This window comes from Paraburkholderia sp. EG286B (genome assembly GCF_040965655.1).
Taxonomy (GTDB): domain Bacteria; phylum Pseudomonadota; class Gammaproteobacteria; order Burkholderiales; family Burkholderiaceae; genus Paraburkholderia.
In genome coordinates, this window is record NZ_JBFRCF010000001.1 from 701,801 (window position 1) to 717,957 (window position 16,157).

The 16,157-nt window shown below is 66.1% G+C and carries 13 protein-coding genes and 1 tRNA gene; 4 read left to right on the forward strand and 10 right to left on the reverse strand.

Annotated elements, in window-relative coordinates:
* Positions 1-9 precede the first annotated feature (9 nt).
* Positions 10-912 carry a DUF1932 domain-containing protein gene (locus AB4Y42_RS03230; protein ID WP_368693372.1) on the forward strand — a complete coding sequence of 301 codons (903 nt, stop codon included), beginning with the start codon at positions 10-12 and terminating at the stop codon, positions 910-912.
* A gap of 7 nt (positions 913-919) precedes the next feature.
* Here AB4Y42_RS03230 and AB4Y42_RS03235 read toward each other — a convergent pair whose 3' ends face one another.
* The 8 genes from AB4Y42_RS03235 to AB4Y42_RS03270 all read right to left on the reverse strand — a co-directional run bounded on the left by AB4Y42_RS03235 (position 920) and on the right by AB4Y42_RS03270 (position 10,483).
* A complete protein-coding gene (locus AB4Y42_RS03235; protein ID WP_368693373.1) occupies positions 920-2,263 on the reverse strand; it encodes an MFS transporter in 1,344 nt (447 codons plus the stop codon).
* A 336-nt stretch (positions 2,264-2,599) separates the two neighbouring features.
* Positions 2,600-3,469 carry an alpha/beta fold hydrolase gene (locus AB4Y42_RS03240; RefSeq protein ID WP_368693374.1) on the reverse strand — a complete coding sequence of 290 codons (870 nt, stop codon included), beginning with the start codon at positions 3,467-3,469 and terminating at the stop codon, positions 2,600-2,602.
* A gap of 65 nt (positions 3,470-3,534) precedes the next feature.
* Complete coding sequence (gene mhpT / locus AB4Y42_RS03245) at positions 3,535-4,782, reverse strand: 3-(3-hydroxy-phenyl)propionate transporter MhpT (protein WP_368689217.1); 1,248 nt, start codon at positions 4,780-4,782, stop codon at positions 3,535-3,537.
* 94 nt (positions 4,783-4,876) lie between these two features.
* The gene (gene dmpG, locus AB4Y42_RS03250) at positions 4,877-5,902 is read right to left on the reverse strand and encodes a 4-hydroxy-2-oxovalerate aldolase (protein ID WP_368689216.1); all 1,026 of its coding nucleotides are present in this window, start codon (positions 5,900-5,902) and stop codon (positions 4,877-4,879) included.
* Between the two features lie 4 nt (positions 5,903-5,906).
* On the reverse strand, positions 5,907-6,854 hold the full coding sequence (locus AB4Y42_RS03255; protein WP_368693375.1) for an acetaldehyde dehydrogenase (acetylating): 948 nt from the start codon (positions 6,852-6,854) through the stop codon (positions 5,907-5,909).
* 13 nt (positions 6,855-6,867) lie between these two features.
* Positions 6,868-7,656 (reverse strand): 2-keto-4-pentenoate hydratase, encoded by a 789-nt coding sequence (gene mhpD / locus AB4Y42_RS03260; protein ID WP_368693376.1) that lies wholly within the window; start codon positions 7,654-7,656, stop codon positions 6,868-6,870.
* 26 nt (positions 7,657-7,682) lie between these two features.
* Positions 7,683-8,630 (reverse strand): 3-carboxyethylcatechol 2,3-dioxygenase, encoded by a 948-nt coding sequence (locus AB4Y42_RS03265; RefSeq protein ID WP_368693377.1) that lies wholly within the window; start codon positions 8,628-8,630, stop codon positions 7,683-7,685.
* Positions 8,631-8,632: 2 nt separating this feature from the next.
* Positions 8,633-10,483 carry a bifunctional 3-(3-hydroxy-phenyl)propionate/3-hydroxycinnamic acid hydroxylase gene (locus AB4Y42_RS03270; protein WP_368693378.1) on the reverse strand — a complete coding sequence of 617 codons (1,851 nt, stop codon included), beginning with the start codon at positions 10,481-10,483 and terminating at the stop codon, positions 8,633-8,635.
* Between the two features lie 192 nt (positions 10,484-10,675).
* Here AB4Y42_RS03270 and AB4Y42_RS03275 point away from each other — a divergent pair, with 192 nt between their 5' ends.
* The 3 genes from AB4Y42_RS03275 (at position 10,676) to AB4Y42_RS03285 (ending at position 12,862) form a co-directional block, all read left to right on the forward strand.
* The gene (locus AB4Y42_RS03275) at positions 10,676-11,479 is read left to right on the forward strand and encodes a DNA-binding transcriptional regulator (RefSeq protein WP_368689211.1); all 804 of its coding nucleotides are present in this window, start codon (positions 10,676-10,678) and stop codon (positions 11,477-11,479) included.
* Positions 11,480-11,609: 130 nt separating this feature from the next.
* A tRNA-Val gene (locus AB4Y42_RS03280) sits at positions 11,610-11,686 on the forward strand.
* 213 nt (positions 11,687-11,899) lie between these two features.
* Positions 11,900-12,862 carry a TauD/TfdA dioxygenase family protein gene (locus AB4Y42_RS03285; RefSeq protein ID WP_368693379.1) on the forward strand — a complete coding sequence of 321 codons (963 nt, stop codon included), beginning with the start codon at positions 11,900-11,902 and terminating at the stop codon, positions 12,860-12,862.
* A 28-nt stretch (positions 12,863-12,890) separates the two neighbouring features.
* Here the strand turns inward: AB4Y42_RS03285 and AB4Y42_RS03290 are convergent, their stop codons facing one another.
* Both AB4Y42_RS03290 and AB4Y42_RS03295 read right to left on the reverse strand, forming a co-directional pair.
* The gene (locus tag AB4Y42_RS03290) at positions 12,891-14,138 is read right to left on the reverse strand and encodes a D-amino acid dehydrogenase (RefSeq protein ID WP_368693380.1); all 1,248 of its coding nucleotides are present in this window, start codon (positions 14,136-14,138) and stop codon (positions 12,891-12,893) included.
* A gap of 166 nt (positions 14,139-14,304) precedes the next feature.
* On the reverse strand, positions 14,305-15,936 hold the full coding sequence (locus tag AB4Y42_RS03295; protein ID WP_368689209.1) for a methyl-accepting chemotaxis protein: 1,632 nt from the start codon (positions 15,934-15,936) through the stop codon (positions 14,305-14,307).
* Between the last annotated feature and the right edge of the window lie 221 nt (positions 15,937-16,157).

Consider the following 16,157-nt stretch of genomic DNA (forward strand, 5'->3'; position numbering starts at 1 on the left):
GATTCAAACATGGAACAGCAAAACCAGCCGCCGGTCATACGCGTTGCGATCATTGGCTTCGGCGAAGTGGGACCCATTTTTGCGCAAGCACTGGCGCATGCCGGTCTGCACGTTTCGACGTACGACATCAAGCTGCAGGAAAGCGCCACGCGCGAGACGATCCTCAAACGCGCGAGCGAAAGCGGCGCTCACGTAGCCGATGATCTCGCCTCTGCGCTCAAGGGCGCGCAACTCGTGTTTTCCGCCGTAACGGCGAGCCAGGCCGAAGCCGTGGCGAGCGCGTGCGCTCCGCACTTGCTGGCCGGCCAGACGTTCATCGACCTCAACTCCGTGTCGCCCGCCGTCAAGCAGCGCAACAGCCAGGCCGTGGAGCGCGTGGGCGCAGACTACGTGGAAGCCGCTGTCATGGCGCCCGTGCCGCCGCAAGGCATACGCGTGCCGATGCTGCTGGGCGGGCGCGCGGCCGGGCGCACCGCCGACGTGCTCAACGCGCTCGGCATGCGCGCGCAAGCCGTCGCCGCCGAAGTGGGACTCGCTTCCGCCATCAAGCTGTGCCGCAGCATCATGATCAAAGGCATGGAAGCGATGTGCGTGCAATCGATGCTCGCCGCGAAGCAGTTCGGCGTGGACGACCGCGTGCTGGCTTCGCTTGCGGCCAGCTTCCCGGGCATGGGTTGGGACACGGGCTACGAGTCGTACCTGATCGGCCGCGTGGTCGAGCACGGACAGCGGCGCTCCGAGGAAATGCGCGAGGCGGCGGCCATGCTCGACGGCCTCGGCATGTCGAGCGAACTGGCCACCGCCATCGCGAATGTTCAAGAGGCGCTGGCCGAGCGTGCCGCACCGCTCGTCGACGCGCTCGACGAAAAGGGCAGGCTGCCGGCGTGGCGCACGCTGCTCAAGCCGGCCTGAGGCGCGCTCAGCGGCCGGTCTTCACCGCCGGCACACCCGCGACCAGCGCCGCACCGCTCGCCACCAGCAACGCCGCGAGCAGATAGAGCGCGTTGTCCATGCTGCCCGTATGTGTCTTGATGAGCCCGATTGCCCACGGGCTCACAATGCCGCTCGTAATGCCGATACTGCTGATGAGCGCGATGCCCGCAGCCGCAGCCTTGCCCGTGAGATACGCCGAAGGCACCGCCCAGAAGATCGGCAAAGCGGCGAAGATCAGCACCGCGGCGATCGAAAGAATGGCCATCATCGCGGCGAAACTCGCGAGATGCAGCGTGAGCAGCGCCAACGCAATGCCGCCGCCTACCGTGCACGCGGCGAAGTGCCAGCGCCGTTCGCCGCGCCGGTCCGAGCGGCGCGCGATCCACATGAGGCCCACGGCGCCCACCGCATTCGGAATGACCGTGTAGAGGCTGATCGCCAGCACGTCATGCACGCCGAAGTCGCGGATCATGAGCGGCATCCAGAAGTTCAGCGTGAGCGAGGCGCAGGTCAGCGAGAAGTAGATGAACGCGAACAGATACACGCGCGGGTTGCGCAGCGCCGCCCCGAACGAACGCGTGGAATGCGGGTGATCGCCTTCGCCGTCGCGTTGCGCGAGGAGGTGGGCCTTTTCCGCATCGGTCAGCCAGCGCGCCTTCTCGGGCCCGTCCACGAGCCAGAACGCGGCCATGAGGCCGAGCACCACGGCCGGCAGCCCTTCGATCAGGAACATCCAGCGCCAGCCGGCGAGTCCCGCCACGCCGGCCATGTCGCGCATGATCCAGCCCGAGATGAGGCCACCGAGCACGCCCGCCACCGCCACGCCCGCGAAGAAGATCGAGAACACGGCCGCGCGGCGCCGCGCCGGATACCAGTACGTGAGATAGAGCACGATACCAGGAAAGAAGCCCGCCTCGAACACGCCCAGCAAAAAGCGCAGCGCATAGAACTGCGTGGGGCTCGACACGAACATCATGCTGGTCGAGGCAATGCCCCACAGCAGCATGATGCGCGTGAAGGTGCGGCGCGCGCCGAAGCGCGCAAGCAGCATGTTGCTCGGCACTTCGCACAGCACGTAGCCCACGTAGAACACGGCGGCGCCGAGGCCGTACATCGCGTCGCTGAAGCCCAGGTCGTGCTTCATCTGCAACTGTGCGAAGCCGATGTTGATGCGGTCGAGGAACGAGACGACGTAGCAAACGAACAGGAACGGAATGACGCGCGCGGAAACTTTCCGGTAGAGCGCGTCGTCCTGCTGCGAGGGATGCGCGGACGTAGCGTACGCGCGCGCGGCTTCGGACCGGCGGTCCGGGGCAATCGATTGGGGCATCTGCCTGTCTCCAAACATGACTGCGGCTCACCCGGGCGGACCCGGGCAGACCGTTGATGCGCGGCGTCTTGCGCGCCTTGCGCGGCTCGCCTGGACGCGTGGTTCGCGAGTATCCAGGCAGTGACGCCGATCATAGGTCGGACAGGTTTAATTTGTCAATGGCGAATCGTTTCGTTTTACGCTAATACGGGTTTGCCTTTAGGCACACTTGCTGACGCTGCATTGACTCACGGTTTCGTCACACAAAAGCCGGCTTGCAGACGCAATGCACTCGCCCCAATAAAAAGCGGCACACCGCGAGGTGCGCCGCTTCGTTACCGCCAGTGCTTTCGCGGTTTAGTGCTTCAGGAAGTCGATCACCATGCGGTTAAACGCTTCCGCGTGCTCCCATTGCGCCCAGTGACCGCAACGGTTGAACACGTGCAATTGCGCGTTCTGCATGCCCGCGAGCAAGCGCAGGCCGATATCCATCGGCACGAAGCGGTCGTCGCGGCCCCAGATCACGAGCGTGGGCGCGGCGATTTCGCCCAGGCGCGGGCCGTAGTCGCTGAACTGCTTCGGGAAGGCCGCGAGGCTCTTCACGAAGTTTTCCAGGTGGTCGCGGCGCGCGAGCATGTTGTCGAGGCGCGTTTGCATCAGCTCGTCGGTGAGCGCGCTCGCGTCGTACACGAACACGTTCATCATGCGCTTGAGGTTCTCGATCGTCGGATCGCGATAGAGACCTTGCAGCAGCTTGATGCCTTCGGTGGGCATCGGCATGAAGCTGCTCGGGCCGCCGGTGCCGCCGCCCATCAGCACGAGCTTGCCCACGCGCTGCGGGTTCGCCAGTGCGAACGCAACGGCGCTGTGCCCGCCCATCGAATTGCCGAGAATATGCACGCGCTCGATGTCGAGCACGTCGAGCAGGCCCTTGAGCACGCGGCCGTTCAGGTCCGAGCGCGAGCTCGTGCAGACGATCGGATCGCTCTTGCTCCAGCCCGGGCAGTCCATCAGGATCACGCGGTAACCGGCCGCGACGAGCGGTTCGACGTTGCGGTTGAAGTTGGCCCAGCCGCTCGCGCCCGGACCCGAGCCGTGCAGCATCACGACGGTTTCGGTGCCGGCGCCTGCGTCGTTGTAGTGAATCTGGAACTCGACGTCGCCGTCCTTCACGCGCGCGAACTTGCTCGTCGAGGCTTCGGTGATTGCTTGTGCCGTATCCGTCATGATGACCATCCTTTAAAACGTAATAACCCATGCGGAAGAAGGCGCATACCTTCTCCCCTTCACATTCATGCGCCCTGTGCGCCCAGCGCGCCGCGCTGCCTGAATGCACCCACCACGCTGAGCGCGGCAAGCGCCGCGATCACGACGAGCGGAATGCTCGAGCCCACCAGCATCGACGGGCTCTGGCCAAGTGCGAACAGCTGGCCCGCCACGAGCGGCCCGAGAATCGAACCCAGACGCCCCACGGCCACGGCCGCGCCCACACCCGTACCGCGCACTTCCGTGGGGTACGCATGGCCCGCGAGTGCGTACAGCACCGACTGGCCACCCACGATAAAGAAGCCGCACAGCAGGCCGCCCACCGCCGTCGAACTCGCGCCGCCCGCGCTTGCGAGCACGGTGAGCGCCGCCACGATGCCGATGTACATGCCGATCACCGTGCCGCGGCGGCCGAAGCGATCCATGATCGTTGCGATTGCAACGGCGCCGATGCCGCCGCCGATGTTGAACAGCATCAGCACGAGATTCGACTGCACGCGCGTGAGGCCGCGTGCGAGCACCATCGAGGGCAGCCAGTTCATCAGGAAGTACAGCACGATCAAGGTGCCGAGGTAGCTGATCCACAGCGCAATCGTGGTGCGTGCGCGGCCTTCTTGCCAGAGCGCTTGTGTCACGCTCGGCGCGCCGGCCTGCGCGACCTTCGAAGCTCGCGCGGCGACGAATTGCTGCGACTCGCGCAGGAACAGGCCGAGCAGCGGCACCATCACGATCGGGCCGAGGCCGCCGACATAGAACACGTGGCGCCAGCTCGCGTCCCCCGTGCCGAGCATGCCGATGACGGCGGCAATCGCCGCGCCGAACGGCATGCCGCAGTACATCGCGCCCACAGCCGTGCTGCGCTGCTGCTCACCCGCCGCCTCCGAGCACAGCGCGATCAGGTTCGGCATCGCCGCGCCGAGACCGAGACCCGTGAGCAGACGCGCGACGAGCAGGCTTTCGAAATTCCACACCATGGTCGTGGCGAGCGAGAACAGCCCGAACAGCGCCACCGACCACATGAGCACGCGCTTGCGGCCAAAGCGGTCGGCAAGCCGCCCGCCCAGCGCCGCGCCCGGCAAGAGGCCGATCGCGCCGGCGCTGAACGCCCAGCCCATTTGCGCGACGGCGAGATGAAACTCCTTCGCCATGCGCGGTCCCGCTACGCCCGCCGATTGCAGGTCCAACCCTTCGAGCAGCGCAATCGCCAGACACAGGGCGATGGTTGCCTTGCCGCTCGTTCCACTTCCTCCAGCACTACTGTTTCGCGACGTCATAAAAAGTCTCCATGTGTAGATACGAGCCGCTCTTTCCGGCGGCTATAAGTGGCAACGCCGCGCACCACCCGAAGGCGATGCGCGGCGTGCTTGATCAGGACTGCAATGCTTGCTGGCGCTTCTTCAGATCGAGCGCCACGTCGACGATCATGTCTTCCTGACCGCCCACCATCCGGCGCTTGCCCAGTTCGACGAGAATGTCCACCGTCTTCAGGTCGTACTTCTTCGCGGCCACTTCCGAGTGGCGCAGGAAGCTCGAATACACCCCCGCATAGCCAAGCGCGAGCGTTTCGCGGTCCACGCGTACCGGGCGGTCCTGCAGCGGGCGCACGATGTCGTCAGCGGCGTCCATCAGCGTGTAGAGGTCGGTGCCGTGGTTCCAGCCCATGCGTTCCGCCGCGCCGATGAACACTTCGAGCGGCGCGTTGCCGGCACCCGCACCCATGCCCGCAAGCGAGGCATCGACGCGGTCGCAGCCTTCTTCCACCGCCACGATCGAGTTCGCCACGCCCAGCGAGAGGTTGTGGTGCGCGTGCATGCCCGTCTGCGTTTCGGGCTTGAGCACGGCTTTCACTGCGCGGAAACGGTCGCGCACGTCGTTCATCGTGAGTGCGCCGCCAGAATCAACCACATAAATACAGGTCGCGCCGTAGCTTTCCATCTTCTTCGCTTCAATGGCGAGGTTCTCCGGCGTGGTCATGTGGCTCATCATCAGGAAGCCCACGGTGTCCATGCCGAGTTCGCGCGCGTATTCGATGTGCTGCTTCGAAATGTCGGCTTCCGTGCAGTGCGTGGCGATACGCACCACGCGCGCGCCGGCGTGGTACGCGGCCTTCAGGTCGTGAATCGTACCGATGCCGGGCAGCAGCAGCGTGGCGATCTGCGCGTGCGTCACCACATCGGCCACCGCCTCGATCCACTCCAGGTCGCTGTGCGCGCCGAAGCCGTAGTTGAAGCTCGAACCCTGCAGGCCGTCGCCGTGCGCGACCTCGATGCTGTCGACTTTCGCGCGGTCCAGCGCGCGGGCGATGTCCTGCACGTTCTGGATCGAGTACTGATGGCGAATGGCGTGGCTGCCGTCGCGCAGCGTCACGTCGGAGATATAGAGTTTCTTGCTCATGGTGTTATCCCTCCACGCTCAGAAGCGTCTGCGCCATGCGTTCGGCGGTGGCGAGCGCGGCGGAAGTCATGATGTCGAGATTGCCTGCGTAAGCGGGCAGATAGTGCGCGGCGCCTTCCACTTCGAGGAACACCGAGGTCTTCAGGCCGCTGAACCTGCCGAGGCCCGGAATATTCAACGGCGCGTTCGCGGGAATCTCGTCGAACTGCACCTTCTGCTTCAGGCGATAGCCCGGCACGTAGGCGTGCACCTTCGCGACCATCTCCTCGATGGACTGCTCGACCTTCTCGCGGTCGGCCATCTCGGAGAGCGTGTAAACCGTGTCGCGCATCATGACGGGCGGCTCGGCCGGATTCAGCACGATGATGGCCTTGCCCTTGGCAGCGCCGCCCACCACTTCGATCGCCTTCGACGTCGTTTCGGTGAACTCGTCGATGTTGGCGCGCGTGCCGGGGCCCGCCGACTTGCTGCTGATCGACGCGACAATTTCGGCGTAGTGGACCTTCGCGACGCGCGACACGGCCGCGACCATCGGGATCGTGGCCTGGCCGCCGCACGTCACCATGTTGACGTTGGGCGCTTCGATATGCGAGTCGAGGTTCACGACCGGCACGCAGTACGGGCCGATCGCGGCGGGCGTGAGGTCGATCACGCGGATCGACGGCTTGAATGTGCGCAGCAGCGCGTCGTTCTTCACGTGCGCACCAGCTGAAGTCGCGTCGAACACGAAGTCGATGTCCTTGAAGCACGGCAGGCGCGTGAGCCCTTCTGCACCCTCGTGCGTGGTCGCCACACCAAGCCGTGCGGCGCGTGCCAGGCCATCCGAGTTCGGGTCGATGCCGACCATCGCCGCCATCTCCAGATGCCTGCTGTTGCGCAGGATCTTGATCATCAGATCCGTGCCGATGTTGCCGGAGCCGATGATCGCGGCCTTGAGTTTTTCGGAAGCCATATGAATTCCTGTATCAGGCGGAGAAAGTCGCGCGAACGCTGCCGAGGCCTTCGATCTGCGCGGTGTACGTGCCGGGTTCCTTCACGGTGACCATGGGCCCGAGCGCGCCCGTGAGCACCACGTCGCCCGCACGCAGCGGCGTGCCGAGCTGGACCATGCGGTCGGCGAGCCACACGGCGGCGTTCAGCGGGTTGCCGAGGCAGGCGGCGCCGCTGCCGCGCGAGAGCACTTCGCCGTCACGGGAAAGCTCCATCGCGCACCCCGTCAAGTCGATTTGCGAGAGCGGCACCGGGCGGCTGCCCACCACGAAGCGCGCGCTCGACGCGTTGTCGGCCACCGTATCGACGAAGCGGATGTCCCAGTTCTGGATGCGGCTGTCCACCACCTCGATGGCCGCGAGTGCATACGCGCTCGCACGCAGGATATCGACGAAGGTGTGCTTCTCGAACGTGAGGTCGTGCTCCAGCACGAGCGCGATTTCCGCTTCCACCTTCGGCTGGATCAGCTGCGAGAGCGGAATCGCTTGCGCATCGCCGTAAGCCATCGACGCGAACAGCGCGCCGAAGTCAGGCTGATCGACGCCGAGCTGCTTTTGCACCGCGAGCGACGTGAGACCGATCTTGCGGCCCACGATGCGCTCGCCGGTCGCCACGCGCAGATCGACGTTTGCTTGCTGCACGGCGTAGGCGGTGGCGATATCGTCCAGCGCGATCTCGCCGCGCACCGGCTCGATCACGTTGCGCGAGGCTTCGGCTTCGTAGAGGCGCGCGGCCAGCGCCGCGACGAGTTTCGAATCTGACATGTTGATTCTCCGGAGTCCGTACTGTTCTATCGAGCCGCGTCGGGCGTGGCGTGCATGGCGGCGAAGCCCGCAATCCACTCTGGAATTTCGCGGTAGTAATCGAGCGAAGCGCGATACGGGCCGTAAGCGGCCAGCACGCCGAATGCTGCGACCCACGTGCGGATCTCGTGCGCCGACTTGCCGCCGTCGCGCGTGATGGCCGCGTTCGTCATGCCGTCCACGGAAGTCAATTCACCCGACTCGAGGCGCGCGAGGAACGCGCGGTCCCATTCAGGGTTGAGCGGATGGAGATGGCTGTCGCCCGCCGTGAACGACTTCGCCGCGGCCACGGTGCGCGCCTGACGCGCGGCACGCGAGTCCGCCGAGGGGTTGCGGCCCGCGATCAGGCGTTCGGCCACTTCGGGCGTCGCGCCGAACAGTTCCGGCACCGGCGGTTCATGCGAAATACCGCCCGAGCCCACCACGAGCACGCGCTTGTCGCTGCGCGAGAAGAAGCGGCCAATTGCATCGCCGAGCAGACGCGCGCGGCGCAGCGCCGCCATCGGCGGCGCCACCGAGTTGATGAACACCGGAATCACCGGGTAACGGTCGAGACCGCCCGTGAGCACTTCCAGCGCCTGCGCGCAGCCGTGATCGACCTGCATGCGGTACGAAAGCGCCACGTCGATATCGGCGTCGAGCACGTTTTCGGCGAGCTTGTGCGCAAGCGCTTCGGGCACCGGCAGCGTACCGGCCATGCTCTTGAAGTCGCCGATCGCTTGCGCACGCGCGCCGATGCAGAACGGCGGCATCACGTCGTAGAAGAAGCCGTTGAAGTGATCGGGGGCGAACGCGACGATCACGTCCGGGTTGAAGGCTTCCACGCGTTCGCGCGCGGCGCGGCCAACCCGCTCGACTTCCGCCACCACCTCAGGCAGCGGATCGAAATAGCCATGCAACGGCGTATGCGACAGACATTCGAGGTGAATCGGCATGCTCATGCTCCTGCGGTGCGCGCAACGGCCACGCCGCGCACGGGACGGTTCTGCGGGGCAGCAGCGCTCGCCCCATGCAAGGCGGCTTCGGTCATGCCGAGCTTGCCCGCAAGTTCGACGATCGCGTCCGAGACCTGCTGCGGCGTGCACACACCCGCGACAAAGCGGTCCGGGCGCAGCAGCACGACAGATTCGGGCAGACGGCTGAACCACTCTTTCAGGCGGCCTTGCACGTCGCCGAGCGCGAGCACGCCCTCGGGCACGTCGTCGGCGTATTCGAGCTGCACGTCGGGCTTCGCGAAGATGAAGCGGGCGCCCAGGCGCTCCCACAATGCGCGGGCTTGCGGCGTGAGGCCGAAGGTCGGGTCCGCGCCCCACGCCAGCACCGCGAAGCCGTTGCCGATCGCGTCGTCGAGGCGCACCACGCGGCCATCGGCAAGACGCACGCGCGGCTGGATGAACATGCGGCCCACGGGCGACGCCGCGAGCGGATCGCGGCCATACGCGAGGCGGCCGATCAGCGAGTCGCGCTTCTGGCTCATCAGGCCGAGCAAGCGGCCCGGCGCCGAGTTGCCCGAGCGCTCCAGCAGGCTCGCGAGCCAGCCGCCTGTTTTTTGCGGCGGCGGCAGCAGCACGACACCCGCTTCGTAGCGCGGCATCGGCTTGAAGCGCATTTCCACGAAATAGCGCTTCACCGAGGGGAACACGTTCATGTAGCGCACGAACGTGTCGCGAAAGCGCGCGCCGAAGCGCGTGGTGGGCGCGAAGATATCGCCTGCCACTTCGGAGAGGTGGATCATCGAGCGCGCGTGCGCGCGGCGCTCCACCGTATAGCTGTCGAGCAGGCGGCCATCGGCCTGACCCTTCGCTACCATCGCGAGTTTCCATCCCAGGTTGTTCGCGTCGCGAATGCCGCTGTTGTAGCCCTGGCCCTGCCACACGGGCATGATGTGCGCGGCGTCGCCCGCGAGCAGCACGCGGTCCACGCGGAACGTTTCGGCGAGGCGCGCGTTGTGCGTGTACACCCGCTTGCGGATGTAGTCGACCTTGTCGGGGTCCGCCACCACCTTGCGGATCAGCGCGGCCATGTTCTCGGGCTTCGAGAGCTCTTCTTCCGTCTCGCCCGGCATCACCATGAATTCGAAGCGGCGAATGCCGTGCGGCAGCGCAGCCGACACATACGGGCGCTGATGATCGCAATGCATGTAGATATGTGGCGAGCCGATGGGGTCGTTGCGCACGTCCACGACGATCCATTGATTCGGCTTCGTGCGGCCTTCGAAGGGCACGTTGAGCGCGCGGCGCACGAAGCTGTTGCCGCCGTCCGCACCCACCAGGTACGCCGCGCGGATCGTGCGGCGCTCGCCGTTCGCGTCGCTCACGTCGATCGTCACGCCCTGAGCATCCTGCTCGAAAGCGTTGACCGCGTGGCCGAACAACACGTCCACGTGCTCGAAGCGCGCGAGCCCTTCATACAGCACGCGGTCGGCGAGCGGCTGAATGAAGGCGTTGCGGCGCGGCCAGCCGAATTCGTCGGTGCGCGGCTCGATCGAGGCGAAGCAGTGGCCGTCTTTCGTGACGAAGCGCATCCAGTGGTCGGGCGTGGTGTGCGGCAGCAGCGCATCGGCAAGACCAATGGACTGGAACACACGCAATGCTTCGTCATCCAGACCAATGGCGCGCGGGTAGTCGATGATCTGGTCGAGCTTCTCGACGAGCGTGACACGCACGCCTTGCAGGCCGAGAATATTGGCGATCATGAGGCCGACCGGACCGGCGCCGATGATGGCGACGTCGGTGGCGATCTGGCGAGGGCGGATGGTATCCGCCACCTGGGCGAGGGGGGTGTTCATGTGTCTCCTTCTCGCGCGGCTTATGGAGCCGCTGCGGATGCTGACAGGTGGTGCCTGAAAACGGATCACCCGGTTGGACGTTTTGTCACAGTGCGGTGAATGGAAGCGAGTCTAGGTTCCGCCCGATGCGCGCTCAACATTTTTAGAGAAATGTGCATAGAATGCACACAGTTGATTTTTAAGGCATTTTCGATGACAAAGTATGCAAACGTGCGGGGGCTGGCGCGCGGCCTGCAGGTGCTCCAGGCGCTCAACGCCATGGAGAACGGGCGCGCCACGAGCCAGCAGCTGAGCGAGGCAACGGGTCTGCATCGCACGACGGTGAGGCGCTTGCTGGAAACCCTGGTCGAGGAGAAGTTCGTGCGCCGCAGCGCTTCCGACGACAGCTTTCGTCTGACGATGAACGTGCGCGGCCTGAGCGAAGGCTTCACCGACGACGAACTGATTGCGACCATCGCGCCGCCGATCATGGCGCAAATGCTCCAGCGCACCGTGTGGCCATCGGACCTCACGACGCCCGACGGCGACTCCATGGTGATACGCGAGACCACGCACCGCTTCAGCCCGCTTTCGTTTCACCGCGCGATGGTGGGCCGCCGCCTGCCGATCCTGCTCACGGCGGCTGGCCGCGTGTACTTTGCGATGTGTCCCGAGGCCGAGCGCGAGGACATTCTCGAACTATTGCGCGCGGGTGCGGGCGGCGAGCAGCAGCAAAAGCTGGCTAGCGACAAGGCCTATATCCGCAATCTCGTGCGCCAGACGCGCGCGGACGGCTTCGGCTCGAACCACGGCGACTGGTCGGATCAGCGCAAGATCGGTGCGCTCGCAACGGCCATCGAGGCGCATGGGCGCGTGCTCGCGAGCCTGAACGTGGTCTACCTGGAACAGGCCATCAATCCTGCGGAGGCCGTGCGCCGCTTCGTGCCCGAGTTGCAGCGCGCGGCGCAGGAAATGGTGACTGCGTTGGAGGCGCAGGAGGAAGGCGCGAAGCGTTAAGCCTGGTTCGCGCGCACGAGTTCGACCTGCGCCACCTCGCGCTCGATCCCGCACGCCCGACGGCGTTTCGCCCGATTCGAGAAAAGCGCTTGCAAGCGCGCGCGAGTGTCTCTATAATTCGCGCCTCGACAGGCTCGTAGCTCAGTTGGTTAGAGCACCACCTTGACATGGTGGGGGTCGTTGGTTCGAATCCAATCGAGCCTACCAACGAACATGCAGTAAAGAAGCTGTACCTTGCAGCATCTTGTGAATGACGCATTCCCTCGCGGGTCTGCGTCATTTTCTTTTGGTGCGCGCTAATCACACACGCAGCTATCCATAGCGCGCCACCCTGCGCATAGCTTCGCAGAAATCGTCAGTTCTTCTCGCGGCGCAAGCCTGCTTGAATGGACGTTCCACGTCCAGCCGAGGAGACTTTCGATGTCCGACGTTCACACGCAACGCCCCGCCGTTTCCGTTCCGTCTGCGCATCTGCATGCCACCACGCAGCAGCACGCCGATATCGCGCTCGACCTCCATCAAGTCGCGGGCCGCATTGGGGCGCGCATCGACGGCGTGCGTCTTCACGCCGATCTCGACAGCGCCACGTTCGACGCGATCAACGCCGCCCTGCTGCGTTACAAAGTGCTGTTCTTCCGCGGCCAGCAGCATCTCGACGATACCGCGCAGGAAGCCTTCGCGCGGCGCTTCGGCGAAACGGTCGCGCACCCCACGGTGCCTTCGGTGGAAGGCGGCAGCCTGCTGGAACTCGATTCGCTGCACGGCGCTCGCGCCAACTCGTGGCACACCGACGTCACCTTCGTCGACGCCTACCCGAAAGTTTCGATCCTGCGCGCCGTGGTGATTCCGCCATTTGGCGGCGACACGGTGTGGGCCAATACGGCCGCCGCGTACGCGCAACTGCCCGAGCCGCTGCGCGCGCTCGCCGATACGCTCTGGGCGCTCCACACCAACGCCTACGACTACGCGTCCACGCACACGAACGCGGACAGCGCGCAGCTCAAGCGTTACCGCGAAGTGTTCACGTCGAAGCTCTACGAAACCGAACATCCCGTGGTGCGCGTGCATCCGGAAACGGGCGAACGCACGCTCGTGCTCGGCCACTTCGTCCAGCGGCTCAAGGGTCTTTCATCGTCCGATTCGGCGCATCTGCTGCAGGTGTTCCATGAGCACGTCACGCGGCTCGAAAACACGGTGCGCTGGAACTGGCAGGAAGGCGACGTCGCGATCTGGGACAACCGCGCCACGCAGCACTACGCGATCAACGACTACGGCGACGCGCGCCGCGTCGTCCGGCGCGCGACTGTGCGCGGCGAAGTGCCGGTGAGCATCGACGGACGCACGAGCGTGGTCGTGCGCGAGGAGGGCGCAACGCTGCAGTAAGGCCGCGGTGATAAATCAGTGAGCCCGATCAGCGGCCCGGCGCGAAGGCGCCACCGTCGATCGGCAACTCGCGCTCCGCCAGCAGATCGGCCAGCAGTTGCGCGCTGCCGAGTGCGAGCGTGAAGCCGAGCGCGCCGTGCCCCGTGTTGAGCCACAGATTGCGAAAGTGCGTGGCGCCAATCACAGGCTTGCTGTCCGGCGTGGCGGGCCGCATGCCGGTCCACGTCTGCATGGCGTCGTAGTCGCCGGCGTCGGGGAAGGTTTCGCGCGCCTGGCGCGTGAGCAGCGCGATGCGGGCGTCGTCGGCGTGCGGGTTCATGCCCGTGAGATCGACCATGCCCGCAATGCGCAGGCGCTCGCCGAGCGGCGCGTAGACGACCTTGTGATGCGCATCCGTAACCGAGACGCGCGGCGCGCCCTGCGCATTCGCGTTGGGGAGCGTGAGGCTGTAGCCTTTGAGCGGATACACGGGCACGTGCACGCCGAGCGAGGCGAGCATCGGCTGGCTCTGGAAACCGAGGCACACCACGAACGCGTCGGCTTCGATGTCGCCCTGCGAGGTCTGCGCGGCGAGCACCCGCAGCCCTTTCGTTCGCAGTCCGGAAAATTCGGTGGCCAGTTGCAGGGTCACGCCGTCGCGCTGCGCCGCGCGGGCGAGGCCGCGCGTGAACTGATCGCAGTCGGCGGCCTCTTCGCCTGGCGTGTGAATGCCGCCCACGATCCCCGCGCCGATATGCGCAAGCGCGGGTTCGAGCGCGGCACACGCCGCGCCGTCGAGCGCGTGCTGTACGCAGCCCAGCGTCGACTGGTATTGCGCCTGGCGGCGCGCTCCCGCGAAACCCTCCTCGTCGCGATACACCACTAGCTTGCCGTTGCGCACGTAGTCGAATGACAGCGCTTCGCGCTCGACCACTTCGTGCATGAGACGCTGGCTCAAAAAACCGAGGCCGAGCAGTTCGGCCGTGGTCGCGCGGCTGCGCGCGCGCGTGCAGGCACGCAGGAACGCGGCGCACCAGCGCCATTGGTGCGGATCGAGCCGCGGCACGAAACGCAGCGCGGCGTCGCGCGAGAAGAGCCATTGCGGCAGCTTGGGCAGCACGGAGGGGTCCGCAAGCGGCGCGACGTAGCTGTAGCTGAGCTGGCCGCCATTGGCGTGGCTCGTTTCGCGCGCCACGTCGGCATGGCGCTCGACGAGCGTGACTTCGTGTCCATCGCGAGCGAGCGCGTACGCCGTGCTCACGCCAATCACCCCACCGCCCAAAACACAAACTCGCATGATCCGTAGTTCTCTTTCGCTGACGGCCAAACCCTGACGGCCTATGCTGCCAGTCTCGCCGGGAACGATGGGGAACTCAATTGCGAATTGCGCGCGGGGTATAACCTCAGGTTAAAACGGCCGGAGGTTGTCCTTGCAACGGCAAGGACAACCCGCAACGGCTGGCTCATGCCAGCGCCGGCGCACTCCCGCGGGCGGCTCGCGCGTCCGCCGCAGCAGCTTGCGCCGGGCGCGCACCGGCCTGCCCCGCGCCGCCCAGATTGAACACCGCCACGGCCTCGCGCAGCAGATCGGCCTGCGATTCGAGCGACTGCGCGGCCGCCGCCGCTTCCTCCACGAGCGCAGCATTGCGCTGCGTGACCTCGTCGATCTGCGCAATCGCGCGGTTCACCTGCTCGATGCCGTCGCTCTGCTCGTGCGTCGCGGTCTCGATCTCGCTCATGATCCCGCTCACGCGCGCCACCGCACTGCGCGCCTCGTCCATGGTGCGGCGCGCGTCTTCCACGAGGCGCGCGCCCGCGCCGACGGTCGCCGCCGAGGCTGCGATCAGCTCCTTGATCTCCTTGGCCGCCGTGCCCGAGCGCTGCGCGAGGCTGCGCACCTCGCTCGCCACGACCGCGAAGCCGCGGCCCTGCTCGCCCGCGCGCGCCGCCTCCACCGCCGCATTGAGCGCGAGGATGTTGGTCTGGAACGCAATGCCCTCGATGATGCCGGTGATCTCCTCCACCTTCTGCGACGATGCCGTAATGTCGCTCATCGTCGCGTTTACGCGGGCCACCACTTCGGCGCCGCGCGTGACCGTTTCGAGCGCGGTCTGCGCGAGCCCGCTCGCTTCCTTCGCGCCGTCCGTGTTCTGACGCACCGCCGCCGAAAGCTCCTCGATGCTCGCCGCCGTTTCTTCGAGCGCCGCGGCCTGCTGCGCCGTGCGGTCCGAGAGATCGACGTTGCCCGACGCAATCTGCTTCGCGCCTTGCGTGATTTCGTGCGTGCTGCCGCGCACGCGCGAGACGGTGCCCACGAGGCCGTCGCGCATGGTCTGCAACGCGCCCAGCAGCTGGCCCATCTCGTTCTTCGAGCGCACCCGCACGTCCACCGTGAGGTCGCCCGCGGCGATGCGCTCGAAATGGCGGATCGCATGGTTCACCGGCTTGACCACGGCGGCGGCGAGCCCCACGCGCGCGAATACGCCGATCGCCACGCCCACCACGCCGATCAGGCCGAACACGATGAGCGACAGGCGAAAGCGCTGCGCGGCCGTGTCGGCGTCCTGCTGCTGGCGCGCGGCTTGCCAGGTCTCGAGCGCGTCGATCGCCTTCGCGTAGGCGGCGTAGTAGCGGTCGGCGGTTTCGCCCTGGATCGTGCGGAAGGTGTTGAAGTCGTTGTCGACGAGCGACTTGTACTCGGGCTCGAGCGCCTGCGAGACGAGCGCCTCGCGCGCGCTGCTCACGGCCTGGGCGAGGCGCGCCTCTTCGGGGTCGTCGAACGGGCCGGCGCTGTAGAGCGCGAATTCCTTGTTCGAATTCACGAGCACCTGGTGCGCCTTGTCGAGCAAACCGTCCGTGGCCTTGCCGACGCTGAAGAGCGTCTCGTAGCCACCGAGCGCGAGGCGCACCTGAAGCAGGCGTTCCGAACTGGTCTTGAGGGCGTCGAGCGACTGCGCGCCGCGCTGGGCGTCGTGCAGGCTGTCATTGGTGATCTTGAGCGCGCCATACGACACGCCGATCACCGTCAGCAGAAACGCGACGAAGATACCGATGACGAGCGTTAGCCCACGGCGAATGGTGATGTTTCCCAGCATGAGGTCTCCGTTGCGTTTTTTATCTTCCAGCCAGTGCGAACCCGCGCGGCCCGACGCGCCTTCGCACCTCGTCTCGCGTAACGGCAGACGGCGCGCGGCGCTGCATAGGGGAAATCCATGACGATTGCAGGGCTACGCGAGGGTTGGCGCGGGTTCGTCCCAATGTCTGGGAAAACCGTATCTGGACGGGGTTCGCGGCGATTTTTCATGGCTTGCTAAGG